Origin of the sequence: Mycobacterium sp. PS03-16, assembly GCF_004570325.1 — a bacterium.
GTDB lineage: Bacteria > Actinomycetota > Actinomycetes > Mycobacteriales > Mycobacteriaceae > Mycobacterium.
Map to the genome: position 1 here is coordinate 211,713 of NZ_SPQO01000005.1, position 18,223 is coordinate 229,935.

11 protein-coding genes and 1 tRNA gene are annotated in these 18,223 nt (G+C 69.8%); 8 read left to right on the top strand and 4 right to left on the bottom strand.

All coding sequences use genetic code 11. The features are described from left to right. Positions 1-5: 5 nt before the first annotated feature. Positions 6-1,607, bottom strand: a complete 1,602-nt coding sequence (locus E4P42_RS06760) for an aldehyde dehydrogenase (NADP(+)) (protein WP_135124331.1) — start codon at positions 1,605-1,607, stop codon at positions 6-8. Positions 1,608-1,815: 208 nt separating this feature from the next. Beyond that, positions 1,816-2,886: a TerC family protein gene (locus E4P42_RS06765; protein ID WP_135124333.1), complete on the bottom strand. Its 1,071-nt coding sequence runs from the start codon at positions 2,884-2,886 to the stop codon at positions 1,816-1,818. 278 nt (positions 2,887-3,164) lie between these two features. Here E4P42_RS06765 and E4P42_RS06770 point away from each other — a divergent pair, with 278 nt between their 5' ends. From E4P42_RS06770 to E4P42_RS06805, 8 genes are all read left to right on the top strand, one after another. Continuing rightward, positions 3,165-7,106 (top strand): Pls/PosA family non-ribosomal peptide synthetase, encoded by a 3,942-nt coding sequence (locus E4P42_RS06770; RefSeq protein WP_135124335.1) that lies wholly within the window; start codon positions 3,165-3,167, stop codon positions 7,104-7,106. Then, on the top strand, positions 7,103-8,431 hold the full coding sequence (locus tag E4P42_RS06775; RefSeq protein WP_135124337.1) for a M1 family metallopeptidase: 1,329 nt from the start codon (positions 7,103-7,105) through the stop codon (positions 8,429-8,431). The genes E4P42_RS06770 and E4P42_RS06775 overlap by 4 nt, the downstream gene beginning before the upstream one ends. Next, positions 8,428-9,705 carry a hypothetical protein gene (locus tag E4P42_RS06780; protein ID WP_135124339.1) on the top strand — a complete coding sequence of 426 codons (1,278 nt, stop codon included), beginning with the start codon at positions 8,428-8,430 and terminating at the stop codon, positions 9,703-9,705. The genes E4P42_RS06775 and E4P42_RS06780 overlap by 4 nt, the downstream gene beginning before the upstream one ends. Beyond that, complete coding sequence (gene galE / locus E4P42_RS06785) at positions 9,702-10,694, top strand: UDP-glucose 4-epimerase GalE (protein WP_135124341.1); 993 nt, start codon at positions 9,702-9,704, stop codon at positions 10,692-10,694. Before E4P42_RS06780 ends, galE begins: the two co-directional genes overlap by 4 nt. Further along, positions 10,691-12,445, top strand: coding sequence for a hypothetical protein (locus E4P42_RS06790; protein ID WP_135124402.1), 1,755 nt, complete (start codon positions 10,691-10,693; stop codon positions 12,443-12,445). The genes galE and E4P42_RS06790 overlap by 4 nt, the downstream gene beginning before the upstream one ends. Positions 12,446-12,501: 56 nt before the next feature. Continuing rightward, positions 12,502-14,763, top strand: coding sequence for an EspA/EspE family type VII secretion system effector (locus tag E4P42_RS26930; protein ID WP_167759382.1), 2,262 nt, complete (start codon positions 12,502-12,504; stop codon positions 14,761-14,763). Between the two features lie 50 nt (positions 14,764-14,813). After that, positions 14,814-15,665, top strand: coding sequence for a hypothetical protein (locus E4P42_RS06800; protein ID WP_135124343.1), 852 nt, complete (start codon positions 14,814-14,816; stop codon positions 15,663-15,665). Between the two features lie 203 nt (positions 15,666-15,868). Then, positions 15,869-16,735, top strand: a complete 867-nt coding sequence (locus tag E4P42_RS06805) for an alpha/beta fold hydrolase (protein ID WP_135124345.1) — start codon at positions 15,869-15,871, stop codon at positions 16,733-16,735. A gap of 78 nt (positions 16,736-16,813) precedes the next feature. Here E4P42_RS06805 and E4P42_RS06810 read toward each other — a convergent pair. Both E4P42_RS06810 and E4P42_RS06815 read right to left on the bottom strand, forming a co-directional pair. Beyond that, a tRNA-Thr gene (locus E4P42_RS06810) sits at positions 16,814-16,886 on the bottom strand. A gap of 78 nt (positions 16,887-16,964) precedes the next feature. After that, the gene (locus tag E4P42_RS06815; protein ID WP_135124347.1) at positions 16,965-18,173 is read right to left on the bottom strand and encodes a DNA polymerase III subunit delta'; all 1,209 of its coding nucleotides are present in this window, start codon (positions 18,171-18,173) and stop codon (positions 16,965-16,967) included. Positions 18,174-18,223: the final 50 nt, after the last annotated feature.

The window sequence follows — 18,223 nt, forward strand, 5'->3', positions numbered from 1 at the left end:
GGGGGTCAGTCTTTGGTGAGTTCGCCGTCGACCCGGCGCCAGATGCCGTCCGGATTGCCGTCGGCGATGGCGCTGGGCAGCAGCGAGATCGGCGTGTCCTGGTAGCAGACCGGGCGCAGGAACCGCTCGATGGCCCGCGAACCGACGGAGGTGGTGCGCGAGTCGGAGGTGGCGGGGAACGGGCCGCCGTGCACCATCGCGTGACACACCTCGACGCCGGTCGGCCAGCCGTTGAACAGGATGCGTCCGGCCTTGAGCTCGAGGATCGGCAGCAGCGCACCGGCCTGGTCGAGGTCGGCGTCGTCGGCGTGCACGGTGGCGGTGAGCTGGCCCTCCATGTGGTCGGCCACCCTCTTCATCTCGTCGAAGTCGGCGCAGCGCACCAGCAGGCTGGAGGCGCCGAACACCTCGGCCTGCAGCGACTCCGAGCCGAGCAGGCTGCCGGCGTCGGTGCTGAACAGGGCGGCGCGGCAGGACACGGCGGCGCCCCCGTCCGACGAGCCGCGGGCCACCAGGTCGGCCGCACCGGAGAGCGCCTCCACGCCGGCGCGGTAGGCCTCGGCGATGCCGGGCGTGAGCATCGCGGTGGCCGGCGCCTGGCCGAGCGCCTCGGCGGCGGCCGCGACGAAGGCGTCGAGCTCGGGGCCGTCGATCGCGATGACCAGACCGGGGTTGGTGCAGAACTGGCCCGAGCCCATGGTGAGTGAACCGACGAAGGCGCGGCCGAGGTCGGCGGCCCGGTTGGCCAGGGCGCCACCCATGAGGAAGACCGGGTTGATGGAGCTCATCTCCGCATACACCGGAATCGGCTCGCGGCGGCCCGCGGCGGCGGCGACCAGTGCCAGACCGCCGGAGCGGGAGCCGGTGAACCCGACGGCCTTGACGCGCGGGTCGGTGACCAGCGCGGTGCCCAGTCCGCGGCCGTCGCCGAACAGCAGCGAGAAGGTGCCGGCCGGCAGCCCGGCGTCGGCGACGGCGGCGGTGATGGCGCGGGCGACCAGTTCGGAAGTGCCGGGGTGGGCGTCATGGGCCTTGATGATGACGGGGCAGCCCGCGGCGAGCGCCGAGGCGGTGTCCCCGCCGGCCACCGAGAACGCCAGCGGGAAGTTGCTCGCGCCGAACACGACGACCGGGCCGAGCGGGACGGCACGCTGGCGCAGGTCGGGACGTGGCAGCGGGGCCCGGTCGGGCAGCGCGGTGTCGATGCGCGCACCGTTCCAGCTGCCTTCGCGCAGCACGGAGGCGAACAACCGCAGCTGGCCGGTGGTGCGGCCGACCTCACCGGTCAGCCGCGCCTCGGGCAGGCCGGTCTCGGCGTGCGCGCGGGCGACGAGGTCCCCGGTGATGGCGGCGATGTTGTCGGCGATGGCGTCGAGGAACTGCGCGCGCTGTTCGGAGGAGGTGTTGCGGTACACCGAGAACGCCTCGGCGGCGGCTGCGCAGGCGGCTTCGACGTGGGAGTCGTCGCCGTGGGCGTAGGCGGGTTCGAGATCCTTGCCGGTCGTCGGGTCGAAGCCGCGGATCTCGGTTCCCGAGCCCCGCACCGCGGCGCCCGCGATCAGCATCTGTCCGGTCAGTTCAGTGGTCGACGTCGCGATCGAGGTCATGCTTTCACGCTAGGCCGCCGATAAATGCCTGTCCAAGTCCAATTCTGGGCCGACTAATCCACGGATTGAATCAGTAGCGGTGGTGCGGATCACCGCCGCGGGACCAGCGTGTCGCATCCGACGCCGGTTCGCCGTCGGATCCACACGGACCCGGAAACGCCGCACGGCAGCCACGACGCAAGCCGTGACCGCCGTGCCGACGATGCGGTCAGTGCCGGTCGGAGCGCTCCGAACGGTCACCGGGCTCGGAGTCACCGACCACCTCGGCCGCGGGTTCGTCGCGCGCGATCTTGTCCTGCGTCTCGTCGACCTTGCGGACATCCTGACCGCGGGTCTTGTAGAGGCTGAGGACCGTGGTGATGGCCAGCGTGACGATGATGACGCCGAGCGACAGCAGGGTCGGGATCTCCGGCACCGGGACATGCTCGCCGCCGTTGATGAACGGCAGCTCGTTCTCGTGCAGCGCATGCAGGAACAGCTTCACGCCGATGAAGGCGAGGATGAACGCCAGACCCTGCGACAGGTACACCAGGCGCTTGAGCAGACCGCCGAGCAGGAAGAACAGCTGGCGCAGGCCCATCAGCGCGAACACGTTGGCGGTGAACACCAGGTAGGGCTCCTGGGTCAGGCCGTAGATCGCCGGGATCGAGTCCAGCGCGAAGATCAGGTCGGTGGTGCCCAGCGCGACGATGACCAGGAACATCGGCGTCATCAGCCGCTTGCCGTCCTCGCGGATCCACAGCTTGAGGCCGTCCCACTTGTCGGTCAGCGTCAGGTGGTTGCGGGCGAACTTGACCACCGCATTGTCACCGTCGTCCTCGTGGTCGGTGTCACGGGCGAGGTTCCACGCGGTGTACACCAGGAACAGGCCGAAGATGTAGAACACCCAGGAGAACTGGTTGATGGCCACGGCGCCGAGCGCGATGAAGATGCCGCGGAAGATCAGGGCCAGGATGATGCCGACCATCAGGGCTTCCTGCTGGTACTTCTTCGGCACGTTGAAGCTGGCCATGATGATGATGAAGATGAACAGGTTGTCCACCGACAGGCTGTACTCCGTCAGCCAGCCGGCGAAGAACTCCAGCCCGTAGTCACCGCCGTGGAAGAGCCACACCCACACGCCGAAGACGATCGCCGCGCTGACGTACACCGACAGCGCGATCGAACATTCCTTCATGGTGGGCTCGTGCGGCCGCCGGGCGATCATGATCACGTCGAACAGCAGCACCGCCACTGTCACCGTGATGGTGATGCCCCACTCGAGGGCCGAAACGTTCACTCGATATACCTCCGGTCGTCGAACACGCCGGAGGTCTCTTCCGCCGACGCATCGTCATGCACCGACCCGCAGCACCGGTCGGCCGATGACAGCCGACGTCGTGACGACACCGCGGCGAAGGAATACTCCCCTCCGGCACAGATTGTGCCCGGCCGACGCCGGCCAGGCCAATCCGGGTCCGTAACAGCGACCAGGGCGGGGGTACCCGCTTCGGCGCGATTGTCACCACACGCCGCCTCCGGCGCACGGGTGCTGCCGCGTGCGCTTAGTAGTTTGTAGTGGTGACAGCAGCGGTTTCCGGCGCCGGATTGCCCGACCAGTACGTCCTGTCCGCGTTCGCCGCGGCACCGCGCACGCTGGTCGACATCCTGCACGAGACGGCCGCCCGCTACCCCGATGCGCCCGCCATCGACGACGGCACCGTCGCGCTCACCTACGCCGAGCTGATCGCCGACATCGATGACAGCGTCGCGTGGCTGGCGGCGCGCGGCATCGGGCGCGGTGACCGGATCGGCATCCGCATGCCGTCGGGCTCCTACGCGCTCTACGTGGCGATCCTGGCGACGCTGGCGGCCGGCGCGGCATACGTGCCGGTCGACGCCGACGACCCCGACGAACGCGCGTCGCTGGTGTTCACCGAGGCAGGCGTCGTCGCGATCATCACCGAACAGGGGCTGGTCCGCGGGCCCGGCTCCTCACGCGGGTGGCGGGCGGCCGCCCCACTGGCCCGCGACGACGCGTGGATCATCTTCACCTCCGGGTCGACGGGCGTGCCCAAGGGTGTGGCCGTCACCCACCGCAGCGCCGCCGCGTTCGTCGACGCCGAGGCGACGATGTTCCTCACCGACAACCCGCTCGGGCCCGGCGACCGGGTGCTGGCCGGGCTCTCGGTGGCCTTCGACGCCTCCTGCGAGGAGATGTGGCTGGCGTGGCGGCACGGCGCCTGCCTGGTGCCGGCGCCGCGGTCGCTGGTGCGCAGCGGGATGGACCTGGGCCCGTGGCTGGTCTCCCGCGACATCAGCGTGGTCTCCACCGTGCCGACGCTGGCCGCCCTGTGGCCGGCCGAGGCGCTCGAGGCGGTCCGCCTGTTGATCTTCGGCGGCGAGGCCTGCCCGCCGGAACTCGCCGAGCGGCTCGCGGTCGAGGGCCGCGAGGTGTGGAACACCTACGGTCCCACCGAGGCCACCGTGGTGGCCTGCGCCGCCAAGCTCGACGGGCGCAGCCCGGTCAGTATCGGGTTGCCGTTGCCGGGGTGGGACCTCGCCGTGGTGGACAAGGCCGGGATGCCGGTACGCAACGGCGAGGTCGGCGAGCTGGTGATCGGCGGCGTCGGGCTGGCCCGCTACCTCGACCCCGACAAGGACGCCGAGAAGTACGCGGCCATGCCGACGCTGGGCTGGAACCGCGCCTACCGCAGCGGTGATCTGGTGCGGCTGGAGGCCGAGGGCCTGTACTTCGTCGGCCGCGCCGACGACCAGGTCAAGGTCGGCGGCCGGCGGATCGAACTCGGCGAGGTGGACTCCGCGCTGGTGCACCTGCCCGGCGTCAGCGGCGGCGCGGCGGCGGTGCGGCGCACGGCCAGCGGCACACCGCTGCTGGTCGGCTATATCGCCAGCGCCGATCCCCGGTTCGACCTGGCCGCCGCCCGCGCCGCCCTGTCCGAAGCGCTGCCCGCGGCGCTGGTCCCCCGGCTGGTGCTGGTCGACGAACTGCCCACCCGCACCTCCGGCAAGGTGGACCGCAACGCGCTGCCCTGGCCGATCGCCGGCGCCTCTGCGGACGACGACAGCGCCGAACTCGGCGGCACGATGGGCTGGTTGGCCGGGGTGTGGCGTGACGTGCTGGCCGCACCCGTCGACGGACCGGAGGCCGACTTCTTCGCCAGCGGCGGCGGCTCCCTGTCCGCGGCGCAGCTGGTGGCCGCACTGCGTCAGCGCTACCCGCAGGTGACCGTCGCCGACCTCTACGACCATCCGCGCCTCGGCTCGCTGGCGGGCTTCCTCGACGAACTCGCCCCGCCGCCCGCCGTGGTCACCCGCGAGGTGAAACCGACGCCGCGGGTCAGCCAGGCGATCCAGGTCGCGCTGTCGCTGCCGCTGGCGACGCTGACCGCACTGCAGTGGGTGGTGTGGCTGGCGCTGCTCAACAACGTCGCCGCCCAACTGGACCTGGTGCCGTGGGCGGCACCGCTGAACTGGTGGATGGTGCTGGCCGGGTTCGTGCTGTTCGTCTCGCCGGTGGGCCGGATGGGCATCGCGGTGCTGTTCGCCCGCATGCTGCTCGGCGGTCTGGAACCGGGCACCTACCGCCGCGGCGGACCGGTGCATCTGCGGGTGTGGCTGGCCGAACGGCTCGCCGACGCCAGCGGCGCCGGCAACCTGGCCGGTGCGCCGTGGATGGTCTACTACGCCCGCGCACTGGGCAATTCGGTGGGTAAGGGCGTCGACCTGCACTCCCCGCCCCCGGTCACCGGCCTGGCCAAGCTCGGCCACCGCTGCTCCATCGAACCCGAGGTCGACCTGTCCGGGCACTGGGTCGACGGTGACCTGTTCCATGTCGGGCCCATCACCGTCGGCAACGACGCGACGATCGGTGCGCGCACCACCCTGCTGCCCGGCGCCGTCGTCGGCAAGAACGCCGACGTGGCGCCCGGTTCCGCGGTGGTCGGCAAGGTGAAGAACGGTCAGTACTGGAAGGGTTCGCCCGCCGTGAAGTCCGGCAAGGCGCGCCACCCGTGGCCGGATCACCGGCCGCCGCGCGCGCCGCTGTGGGTCGCGGTCTACGGGATGACCTCCATGCTGCTCGGCGCGCTGCCGCTGGCCGCGCTGGGCGTCGGTCTGGCGATCATCGGCTGGGGGGTGTCGGGTACCGACTCGGTGGCCGCCGCGATGCTGCCCGCGCTGCTGTGGACGCCGGTCGCCACCGTGGCCGCGGTGCTGACCTACGCCGGGGTGACTGTGGCCGGGGTGCGTCTGCTGTCGGTGGGGCTGCGCGAGGGCTACCACCCGGTGCGCAGCCGGATCGGTTGGCAGCTGTGGGCCACCGAACGCCTCCTCGACGCCGCGCGCACCTACCTGTTCCCGCTCTACGCCAGCCTGCTCACCCCGGCGTGGCTGCGCCTGCTCGGCGCGAAGGTCGGCGCGGGCACCGAGATCTCGACCGCGCTGTTCACCCCGAAGTTCACCGTCGTGGAGGACGGCGCGTTCCTCGCGGACGACACCATGGTCGCGTCCTATGAACTCGGCGGCGGCTGGATCCACGTCGCGAAGGCGACGATCGGCAAGCGCGCGTTCCTCGGTAACTCGGGCATCACCCAACCGGGCCGCAAGGTGCCCGACGACGGGCTGGTCGCGGTGCTGTCGGCCACCCCGCACAAGGCCAAGGCCGGATCGTCGTGGCTGGGCAGCCCGCCGGTGCGGCTGCGCCGCCAGCCCACCGCGGCCGACGCGCTGCGCACGTTCCACCCGTCGCCGCGGCTCAAGGCGATGCGCGGCGCGGTGGAGACCTGCCGGGTGATCCCGCTGATCGTCACGTTCGCGATCGGGGTCGGCGTGCTGCTGGGTCTGCAGGCGCTGGCCGTGCACCTCGGATACCTGTGGACCGCCTTGGCCGGCGGTCTGGTGCTGCTGGTGGCCGGCGCGGTCGCCGGGGCCGTGGCCGTCATCGCGAAGTGGCTGGTGATCGGGCGGATCGAGGCGATCGAGCATCCGCTGTGGTCGTCGTTCGTGTGGCGCAACGAGGTCTCCGACACGTTCGTCGAAACCGTCGCCGCGCCGTGGTTCGCGCGCGCGGCCGGTGGCACGCCGGTGATGAACCTGTGGCTGCGCGGGTTGGGCGCGAAGATCGGCCGCGGGGTCTGGTGCGAGACGTACTGGCTGCCCGAGGCGGACCTGGTCACGCTCGGCGCGGGCGCCACCGTCAACCGCGGCTGTGTGGTGCAGACGCACCTGTTCCACGACCGGATCATGCGGATGGACACCGTCGTCCTGGAGGACGGCGCCACGCTGGGCACGCACTGCGTCGCGCTGCCCGCGGCCCGGCTGGGTGCCGGCGCGACGGTCGGACCGGGGTCGCTGGTGATGCGCGGGGACGAGGTGCCGCCGTCGACGCGCTGGCAGGGCAACCCGATCGCGCCGTGGGACACGTTGCGTCGCAAGCGTGGTGAGGCCGCCGCCAAGAAGAAGAAACCGGCGCGCGACCCCGAGGGCTCCGCCGCGTGACCCGGTCGAAGAAGACGAAATCGCAGTCCCCCGTCATCGACCCCTACCTGCCCGGCAGCGGCAACTTCGGCTACCGGGTGTCCCGGTACGAGCTCGACCTGGAGTACAAGGTCGCGATCAACCGACTGTCGGGGACCGCGACCATCACCGCCGTGACGCTCGCCGCGCTGCGCACGTTCACCCTCGACCTGTCGGGGACCATGAGCGTCACCAAGGTCGCGGTCAACGGTCGCAGACCCGCCCGATTCTCCGTCGGCAACGGCAAATTGAGCATCACACTGTCGGCGCCGCTGCCCGCCGGCGCGGCGCTGGTGGTCGACGTCCGCTACAGCGGCAACCCCCAACCCGTCCGATCCCCCTGGGGCGACGTGGGTTTCGAGGAGCTGTCCAACGGCGCACTGGTGGCCGGCCAACCCAACGGAGCGCCGTCGTGGTTCCCCTGTGACGACCACCCGAGCTCGAAGGCGAGCTACCGCGTGCAGATCAGCACCGACAGCCCGTACCGGGCAATCGCCAACGGCCAGTTGGTGTCCCGCCGCACCAAAGCCGCGCACACGGTGTGGACCTACGAGCAGGCCGAGCCCACGTCGACCTACCTGATGACCCTGCAGATCGGCATGTACGACATGCACCGGCTGGCCAAGAACCCGGTGCCCATGCAGGCCGCGCTGCCCGCCCGGTTACGCGAGAACTTCGACCACGACTTCGGCAGACAGCCGCAGATGATGAAGCTGTTCGTCAAACTGTTCGGGCCCTACCCGCTGTCGACCGGTTACACCGTCGTCGTCACCGATGACGATCTGGAGATCCCGCTGGAGGCCCAGGGCATCTCGATCTTCGGCGCGAACCACTGCGACGGCAGCCGCGACGCCGAACGGTTGATCGCCCACGAACTCGCCCACCAGTGGTTCGGCAACTCCGTCACCGTGCGCCGGTGGCGCGACATCTGGCTGCACGAGGGGTTCGCCTGCTACGCCGAGTGGCTGTGGTCGGAGCACTCCGGTGGCCCCGGCGCCGACGACCTCGCCGAGTACTACCACCGCAAGCTCGCCGGCCTGCCGCAGGACCTCGTACTCGCCGACCCCGGACCGCAGGACATGTTCGACGACCGGGTGTACAAGCGCGGCGCGCTGACGCTGCACGTGTTGCGCGGGCGCATCGGCGACAAGAAGTTCTTCACGCTGCTGCGGGACTGGACCGCCCGCCACCGGCACGGCACCGCGTTCACCGACGACTTCACCGGCCTGGCCGCGCACTACACCGCGGAGTCGCTGCAGCCGCTGTGGGACGCCTGGCTCTACGGCAAGGACCTGCCGGCGCTGTGACCGACGCGGCGCCGGCCACCGGGCCGATCACCCGCAGCAGCGTGGCGCGGGTCGGCGCGGCGACGGCGCTGACCGCGCTGTGCGGGTACGCGGTGCTTTACCTGGCCGCCCGCGCGCTCGAGCCCGCCGATTTCTCGGTGTTCGGGGTGTTCTGGGGGGCGTTCGGGTTGGTCAGCGGGGCGGCGTTCGGGCTGCTGCAGGAGGCGACGCGCGAGGTGCGCGATGCCCGCAGGACGCATCCGCCGGACGGTCCCCACACCCGGCCGATGCGGGTGGCGGCCGCGGTGGCGGTGGCCTCGGCGGCGGTGATCGCCGGCACGTCGCCGCTGTGGGCGGGCCACGTGTTCGTCGCGCAGCAGGGCTTGTCGGTCGTGCTGCTGGCCGCTGGGCTGGCCGGTTTCTGCCTGCACTCGACGCTGCTCGGGATGCTCGCCGGGATCAATCTGTGGACGCAGTACGGGGCCCTGATGGTGACCGACGCGGTGATCCGCGTGCTCGTCGCCGCCGCGACGTTCGCCGCCGGTTGGGGGCTGGGCGGGTTCGTGTGGGCGACCGTCGCCGGCTCGATGGCGTGGCTGCTGGTGCTGGCGTGCTCGCCCGCCGCCCGTGCCGCGGCGGTGCTGCGCACACCCGGCAGCACGGCGACGTTCTTGCGGGGTACCGCACATTCGATCGCGGCCGCCGGCGCGAGCGCGGTGCTGGTGATGGGGTTCCCGGTGCTGCTGCAGGCCACCTCACGCGAACTCGGCGCGGCGGGCGGCGTGGTGATCCTCGCGGTCACGCTGACCCGGGCGCCGCTGCTGGTGCCGCTGACCGCGATGCAGGGCAACCTGATCGCCCACTTCGTCGATCAGCGGTCGCGGCGGCTGAGGGCGCTGGTGGCGCCCGCGGCGGTCGTGATCGGGGTGGGCGTGGTTGGGGTGATCGCGGCCGGCCTGCTCGGTCCGTGGCTGCTGCGCACCGGCTTCGGGGAGCAGTACCGCGCCGACGGGGCGCTGCTGTCGTGGCTGACAGCCGGAGCCGTGGCGATCGCGTTGTTGACGCTGACCGGCGCCGCCACCGTCGCCGCGTCGCGGCACCGTGCGTACGCCCTCGGCTGGGTGGGCGCCACCGTCGCCGCGGTGGGTCTGCTACTGCTGCCGCTGGACCTGCAGACGCGCACGGTGGTCGCGCTGCTGTGCGGTCCGCTGGTGGGGATCGCCGTGCACCTGTGGGCGCTCGCCACCGACCACCGGGCGCATATCCTGCCTGTCGACGAAGGAGGGTTCGCATGACGTGGCTGGTGACCGGCGGTGCGGGATACATCGGATCCCATGTCGCCCACGCCATGGTCGACGCCGGGCTGCCGGTGGTGGTGATCGACGACCTGTCGACCGGGCTGGCGCAGTTCGTGCCGGAGGGGGCGCCGTTGGTGCGCGGCACGCTCCTCGACGAGGACCTGGTGGCCGCGACGCTGCGCGAGCACGCGGTGACCGGCGTGATCCACCTGGCCGGGTTCAAGTACGCCGGGGTGTCGGTGCAGCGGCCGCTGCACACCTACCGGCAGAACGTGTCGGCGATGGTGACGCTGCTCGACGCGATGGCGGCCACGGGCGTCGAGAAGTTCGTGTTCTCCTCGAGCGCCGCCACGTTCGGCACGCCGGACGTGCACCTGGTCGACGAGACGACGCCGACCCGGCCGGAATCCCCCTACGGTGAGACCAAGCTGATCGGCGAGTGGCTGCTGCGCGACGTCGGCCGCGTCTCGGACCTGCGCCACACCAGCCTGCGCTACTTCAACGTGGTGGGCTCGGCGTCGCCCACGCTGTTCGACACCAGCCCGCACAACCTGTTCCCGCTGGTGTTCGACATGCTCTTCCGGGGTGACACACCGCGCATCAACGGCGATGACTACCCCACCGCCGACGGCACCTGTGAACGGGACTACGTCGACGTCGGCGACGTCGCGCTGGCGCACGTGGCCGCCGCGCGCCGGCTCGACGCGGGGCAGCCGGTCGAGCCCGTCTACAACCTCGGCAGCGGAGCCGGCACGTCGGTGCGCCAGATCATGACCGCGATCCGCACCGTCACCGGCATCGACTTCGAGCCGGCGATCATGCCGCGGCGCGCCGGCGATCCCGCCCGCATCGTCGCCGACGGCAGCCTCGCCGCCCGCGACCTGGACTGGACGATGCGCCACTCGCTCGAGGACATGGTGGCCTCGGCGTGGGCGGCGCGGCAGGCGGCCGGCGCGGCGTACCCCGGCGCAGGGCGGCCCGGCTGACCTGGGTCACCCGCGCCGCGGTCGGGCTCATCGCGGTGCAGCTGCTCGTCCGGACGTGGCTGGCGTTCGGCGGCTACTTCTACTGGGACGATCTGATCCTGATCGGGCGGGCCGGCACCCAGTCGCTGCTGTCGCCGTCGTATCTGTTCGACGACCACGACGGGCATGTGATGCCGGCGGCGTTCCTGCTGTCCGGGGTGCTGGTGCGGCTGGCGCCGTTCTCGTGGGTGTTGCCGGCGTTGAGCCTGGTGGTGTTGCAGCTGCTGGCGTCGCTGGCGCTGTGGCGGGCGCTGCACATCCTCCTCGGGCGGCGGCCGGTGGTGTTGCTGCCGTTGACGTTCGCGTTGTTCACGCCGCTGGCGGTGCCGGGGTTCGCGTGGTGGGCAGCGGGGCTGAACTCGCTGCCGATGCTGGCGGCGCTGGCGTGGGTGTGCGCGGATGCGGTGCTGCTGGTGCGCACCGGCCGGGCGCTGTATGCGTGGCGGGCGACCGCGGTGTACCTCGGCGGGCTGCTGTTCTTCGAGAAGGCGGCGGTGATCCCGTTCGTCGCGTTCGTGGTCGTCGCCCTGCTGGCGTACGTGACCGGCGACGGCCGCGCGGTGGTGACGGTGTGGCGGCGCGGACTGCGGTTGTGGGTGGCGGCGCTGGCGCTGACCGCGGCGTGGGTCGGGGTGTACCTGCTGGTCGTCGACCAGAAGCGGTGGAGTTTCGACCTGGCGATGACGTGGGACCTGCTGGCGCGGTCGATCACGCACGGCATCGTGCCGGGTCTGGTGGGCGGCCCGTGGGAGTGGAACCGGTGGGCGCCCGCGTCGCCGTGGGCGACGCCGCCGGCGACGGTGATGGTGCTGGGCTGGGTGGCGCTGGCGGCGGTGGTCGCGGTGTCGTTCGCGCGCAAGGAGCGGATCGGTCCGGTGTGGGCGGCCGCGGTCGGCTACGCGGTGGCGTGTCAGGTGCCGATCTACCTGATGCGCTCGTCGCGATTCACGGCGCTCGAGCTGGCGCAGACGCTGCGGTACCTGCCGGACCTGGTGGTGGTGCTGGCGCTGCTGATGGCGGTGGGGTTCTGCGCGCCGAACCGCGCCGGGTCGGCGCGGTTGGACGCATCGAGGGCGTGGTCGCTGGCGGTCGGTGGGTTGGTCGCGGCGTTCGTGGCGAGCAGCCTGTACTCGACGGTCACGTTCCATCGGATCTGGCGGGACAGTCCGGTGCCGTCGTACGTGGCGACTGCGCGGGCGGGGCTGGCGGGGGTGTCGGAGCCGATGCTCGACCAGGAGGTCGATCCGCTGATCCTGCAGCGGGTGCAGTATCCGGAGAACCTGGCCAGCCACATGTTCGCGCTGCTTGACGACCGGCCGGAGTTCGGGTCGAGCGCGACCGAACTGCGGATGCTCGACGGGTCGGGTCGGGTGGTCGAGGCGCTGGTGACGTGGGTGCGGGCGATCCGGCCGGGCCCAGAGCCGAACTGCGGGTACCTGGTGCAACCGGACTTCCCGGTGCAGATGCCGCTGGACGGGCCGCTGCTGCCGGCGGACTGGACGGCCGAGATCAACTACCTGGCCAACAGCGAAGGCTCGCTGATGATGGCGCTGTCGGAGGGGCCGCAGGTGAAGGTGCCGGTGCGACCCGGGCTGAACCGGGTGTTCGTGCGGTTGCCGGGCGCCGGAGACGCTATCAAGGTCAGCGCGGCGACCGCGGCGCTGTCGGTGTGCATATCCCCCGGTCCGGTCGGATTCGTGGCACCGAGGTAGTCCGGCATACGGGATACTGAGCAAATGAGCTTGCGACGGGGCGGGGTTGCGCGGCGATGAGCGCGATCGACGGATTCAACGCGAACTGGAACAACGCCCGCGAAACCTTCGGCCAAGGCAACCCGCAACCGGGCACCGACTTCGACAACAGCTCCCGATTGACCGGACTCGGGTCTGGGCTCTCCGACGCCGCGCCCGGCTCGAAATGGTCCGGCGCCGCGGCCGCCAACTACGACAAGGCCAACACCGACCACCAGGCCGTGTTCACCCAACTCGCGGTGTTGGACCGCAAGATCGCCGCTCAGGTCGACCAGTCCGCCCAGGTCGTCGAGACCGGCCGCCAAAATCTCGACAACGTCCGCCAATGGGTCAACGACGCCGTCAACAGTCTCCCGCCCGGCAAGCAACGCGACCAGATGGAACTGCAGATCGCCAAAGCCGGCCTCGGCCGCCTCACCGAAGTCGTCGAACAAACCAACAAACAGTCCAACGCCATCGGCCAGAACATCGGCAACATCACCTCCGAGTACGACTCCCTCAAAGAAACCATCCGCTTCGCCAGCGAGACGAAAGAAGGCGAACCAAAAGACCAGCCCCTCGGCATCACGGACGACGATGAGCAAGGCGAAGACGGACTGCCTGAGGACGAAGTCCAGCAAGACGCCAAAGAGACCGTCGAGGGTGCGCTCAGCGGTAACGGCCAAGACGCCACAAAGGTGAACGAGGTGCTCAACTCGTTCACGGACGCTCAGATCGCTGGCACCGAGCCGCTGACCGCGCAACAGCAGCAGTTCCTCAGTCAGATGCAGTCGCAGACAGCGAACAAGTCGCTCGAGGAGCTGGAGAATATCCGTCAGAGTCTCGGTGACAACAAAGGCATCCTTGCCAATTCCTGGCAATTGATGAGCGATCCCGATGTCAAGTTCCCGAAGTCAGGCACTCCTACGGATCTGTTCCCGGAGATCACCCCGGAGACCGTGTCGGGCAGCATGGATCACCTGCCGCAGAGCATCCAGGATGTGTTGAAGAGCCCGGCTTGGGTGGACGTGCCGAATTCCGAGGGATACGGCCTCTACGAGCTTCCCACCAAGGACCAATTGCAGGCCATCTCCGCGATGGTGGCCGACGGTGACGAGCGCTTCCAGCAAGGGTCCTACCTCGACGGCGGGCTGATGAGCCGAGGGGCCGAGATCCTCCAACAGAGCGAACAGCTCAAGGTCGAGATGGGCGACTACAGCGATGCCGATGCCGTTGTGCAAGACATCTTCCGATCGGCAGGCCGTGACGAGTTCGTCGCCCATGAGCTTCTCACCGGCAAGCCTTTCGACGGCGGCCCTGATTTGGTGACGGGTGTCGAAGAAGGGGAGGCCTTCCTCGACAACATGAACAAGCACGGCTGGGCGGACGACGGCTCCGCGGCGCGAACGCTGACCGACTGGATCGATGACGGTTCGCGGATGGACGGCACCGGGCACGACCAGATGGCCGGCGAAGCCGCGCATGCCGTTGCGTCGTACCTCGGCGCACACCAGGAAGAGTTGGCCAACATGGGATCGTTCACCGGCATCGGTCTGGGCGCCGTCAATCCAGAACTCGTCCGTGGCTACGCAGAAGCGCTTGCGCCCTACCAGGAAGCCATGATCGGCGACCACCGTGAGCCGACTCCGGGCTTCGGTCTACTCGAAGGAGAACCGAAGAACTACGACACCGCCCGCAACGCGTTCGCAGTGATTCACTCCGATCCGGAAGCGTCGAGGACCTTCACGGAGCATGCGTACCAGTCGATTCTCGCCTACCAGCAGGAGACAGCCGACGCGGCGGCGAGTGGTGCCCCAGCCAATGGAGAGGCGACCGGAAACGCAGGCAGGATGCTTGGAGTGCTCAACTCAGCCGCCACGTTGGCCGAAGTAGATCCCGAATTCGACATGCGAGAGGCAGCGCTCGGCGCCGTTATAGACGAGGTCGGCGGGAAATTCCCGATCGTCGGGTCGCTTGGTGCCGATTACATCAAGGAGTCCATTCTCGCCGGGTCCTTCGACTACAAGGTCGAATCTCACGACTTCAAGTCCATGAATGACATGCAAACCTACGCCGTCGCCGCCGGGCTTTACTCTCAGAATGTTCCCGCTGTGCCACAGCTTGGCCCGTTCATCGATACATCGGACGGAACTCTGAAGATGCCGCATGAAGTGCCGGCCGACCAGCACGAGGCGTACTACCAAGCGCTCACCGACTACACCGCCTCAGATCCCAGATGGGGCTCGGTCATCGATTCTTTCGCCGATGAGTATGACCAAGGCGCCGGAGCGCGGCGCTGAAACGAGGCCACGGAATGACACCACGTACAACGTTTTCCCAGATTGCAGTGATGGCTGCGGTGTTGACCGCTTGCTCGACCTCCGCACCGGCGATGCCGTCGAGCACTGAACCCGGCGCAGTGCACGAGTTCTTGACCGGATCTGAGGCCGGCAGCAGGCTGGAAGCGATCAGCACCTATGACTGGCCGGATAACGGTGCAGAGCCGGCTGCATATTTCGACTGGATAGCCGCCGATGCGACTTCCGCTGATTCGACGGTCGCTACTCGCGCGGGCGAATCTGCGCATGCCCTGGCGGTGTTCCTCGGCGAGGAGCACTCCGAACTCGAATCGCTCCCCTCCGACCTCGCGGCGGCCTACGGCAGAGCCCTGACGCCTTTCCAGGGCGCGCTGGTCGGTGACGACGACGGCATTCGCGGGTTCGGTCAACTCGGCGGTCCGGGTGACTTCTCCGCGGAGCGCGGCATCTTCTCGGTGATCGCCACCAACGCTGAGGCGGGCGAACGTTTCGTCGAGAGTGCGTATAGCCGCGCTCGAGCAATCGCCGCCGGGGCGGCCGAGAGAGTCTGCCGAGACGGGGGCGCAGCCACCGCGGCCGTGCGCCAGGCAGCCGAACTCTCCGGGCTGGCGGCATCCGCGGATTCCAAGCGCGATGAGCGCTTGCAGGCGACAGACGAGGTGACGCATGCGATGGCGGTGGCGTGCGTGTCGGTGGCGAAAGAACCACCGCAAGGAAGGATCACGGACTTCATCCGAAACGGCGTGCTGATGTCACCGGAGGCTGCGGGACGCATCGACCTCGGCCTCGAAGGCTACTTTCAGAGCCAGCGCGATTACCTTGCGGCTAGGGGAATCGAACTCAACGGCTTCAGCGATGCATTCGACGCGGCCATCGGTCGGTAGCTGCCGGGCGCGACTACACCGCGCGGCGCCCGTCACAGGTAGAGGTGCCGGTGCGGGCCGAGGCTCGACCGGGTGTTCGTGCGGTTCCCAGGAGCCGGGAACCTGTCGTCCGCCGAGGGGTGGTCGTCGACCACGCCACCGGCTACGCCGAATCTCCGACGTCAACCCGGCATGACTCCACACCTGGAGGCGTTGCACGACACGTGACCCCCATCACCCACCACCGCGTCACCGTCGACGGCATCGACACCTTCTACCGCGCCGCCGGCCCGGCCGACGCGCCCGTGCTGCTGCTCCCCCACGGGTATCCCGCGTCGTCGTACGTCTACCGCAACCTCATGGCGGCCCTCGGGCACCGGTGGCGCCTCATCGCGCCCGATCTGCCCGGATTCGGTTACAGCGCAACGCCGTCGGCCGACGACTTCGGCTACACCTTCGCCGCTTACGCCGAGTTCCTGAAGTCCTTCGTCGACGCCATGAGCCTGGACCGCTACGTCATCTGGCTGCACGACTACGGCTCGCAGTTCGGCTTTCAACTCGCCATCGCGAAACCTGACCGCGTCGCGGGCCTGATCATCCAGAACGGCGACATCTACGAGGACGCGTTCGGCCCGAAGTACGAGTTCCTCAAGGAGTCCTGGAACAACCCGGGCCCCGACGCCCGCCGCAAGATCGCCCAGCACGTCACCCTGCACGGCTTCGAATCAGAGTTCCGCGGCGAACTGCCCGACGACGTCGCCGACCGCATCAGCCCCGACCTGTGGACCCTGCACTGGTCGCTGATGAACACCCCCGAGCGCATCGCCAACCTCGTCCGCCTACTCGAGGACCAGCCCACCACGCTGCGGTGGTTCGCCGGTGAACAGGCCTACCTCCGCGAGCACCGCCCGCCCACACTGATCGTCTGGGGTCCGCACGACGGCTACATGCCCAAGGAGTCGGCCCAGGCCTACGGCCGCGACCTGCCCGACGCCCCGATTCATCTGCTCGGCGGCGGTCACTGGCTGCTCGAGACCCATCTGGACGAGGTCGTCCCACTGGTCGACGACTTCCTCGGTGAGGTGCACTGACTGCACGATTGCTGTACGCAAACACCGAGTGACCGCGTCAACAACCGTGCACTCGGCGCAAAGGACGCCAAACGAGAGAGCCGCCCAGGGGAATCGAACCCCTGACCTATTCATTACGAGTGAATCGCTCTGCCGACTGAGCTAGGGCGGCGTGCCCAGCCGGAACCAGGCGGCACGAGTCTACGGCAGTCCCCGGCGACGACTCAAAACGGCCCGGATCGGCCCGCGCTCACTCCCGCAGCGCCTGCCCCACCGTCGCCACCATCGCGTCCACCGCGAACTTCGGCTTCACGTTGACCGCCAGCGCCTCGCGACACTCCAGCACCGCCTCGATGCACCGCAGCAGCTTGTCCGGCGACGCGTGTGCCGCCATCGCCGCGATCCTGTCCGCCATGTCGGGATGGTTGGCCTGCACGTCACCGGCACCGGACGACACCAGCAGCGCATCCCGGAAGTACGTCGCCAGGTCGATCAGCGCCCGGTCCAGCGCATCGCGTGACGCCCGCGTCTGCCGGGACTTCTGCCGCTTCTCCAGCTCCTTGAGCGCCCCGGCCGACCCGCGCAGCGCGGTCGCCGTGCCCTTGCCGGTGCCGCCCGCGCCCAGCGCCGTGCGCAGCTCCTCGGCCTCGGCCTCGTTGCGGTCCACGGTCAGCGCCTTGGCCTCGGCCTCCGCGGTCGCCACCAGCTCCTCGGCCGCGGCGTACGCCCGCGACGGCGTCGCGGCGTCCCGGGCCAGCCCCAGCGCCCGCTGCCGGCGATCGCGGGCGTCCGCATCCACCGCCAGCCGCCGCGCCCGGCCGACATGCCCGCCGCTCACCGACGCCGCCCACCGCGCCTCGCTCTCGGCCAGCCCGTCCGACGACATCAGCACCTCGGCGATCGCCTCCACCGACGGCGTCACCAGCGCCACGTGCCGGCACCGCGACCGCAGCGTGATCGCGATGTCCTCCGGATCCACCGACGGCGCGCACAGCAGGAACACCGTCGACGGCGGCGGCTCCTCCACCACTTTGAGCAGCGCGTTCGCCGCCCCCTCGGTGAGCCGGTCGGCGTCCTCGATCACCACGACCTGCCAGCGCCCGGTCCCCGGCCGCCGCGACGCGATCTGCACGATGTCGCGCATCTCCCGCACGCCGATCGACAGCCCCTCGGGAATGATGCGGCGCACGTCGGCATGGGTCCCGGCCATCGTGGTGCTGCAGGCGCGACACTCCCCGCACCCCGGAACCCCGTCGGAGGTGCACTGCAGCGCCGCGGCGAAGCACACCGCGGCAATCGAGCGCCCCGACCCCGGCGGGCCGGTGATCAGCCACGCGTGTGTCATGGTCCCGGTGACGGCAACACTGTGAGCAGATTCACCACGTGCCGCCTGCGCGGCACCCACCAACTCCGCTTCCACAGCGTGTTGGCCCACCAGACGTGAGAAAACCCCGGCCATCACCGCCAACAGTAGTGGTCAGCCCGACACAACCTTCCCGACAGCGGCGC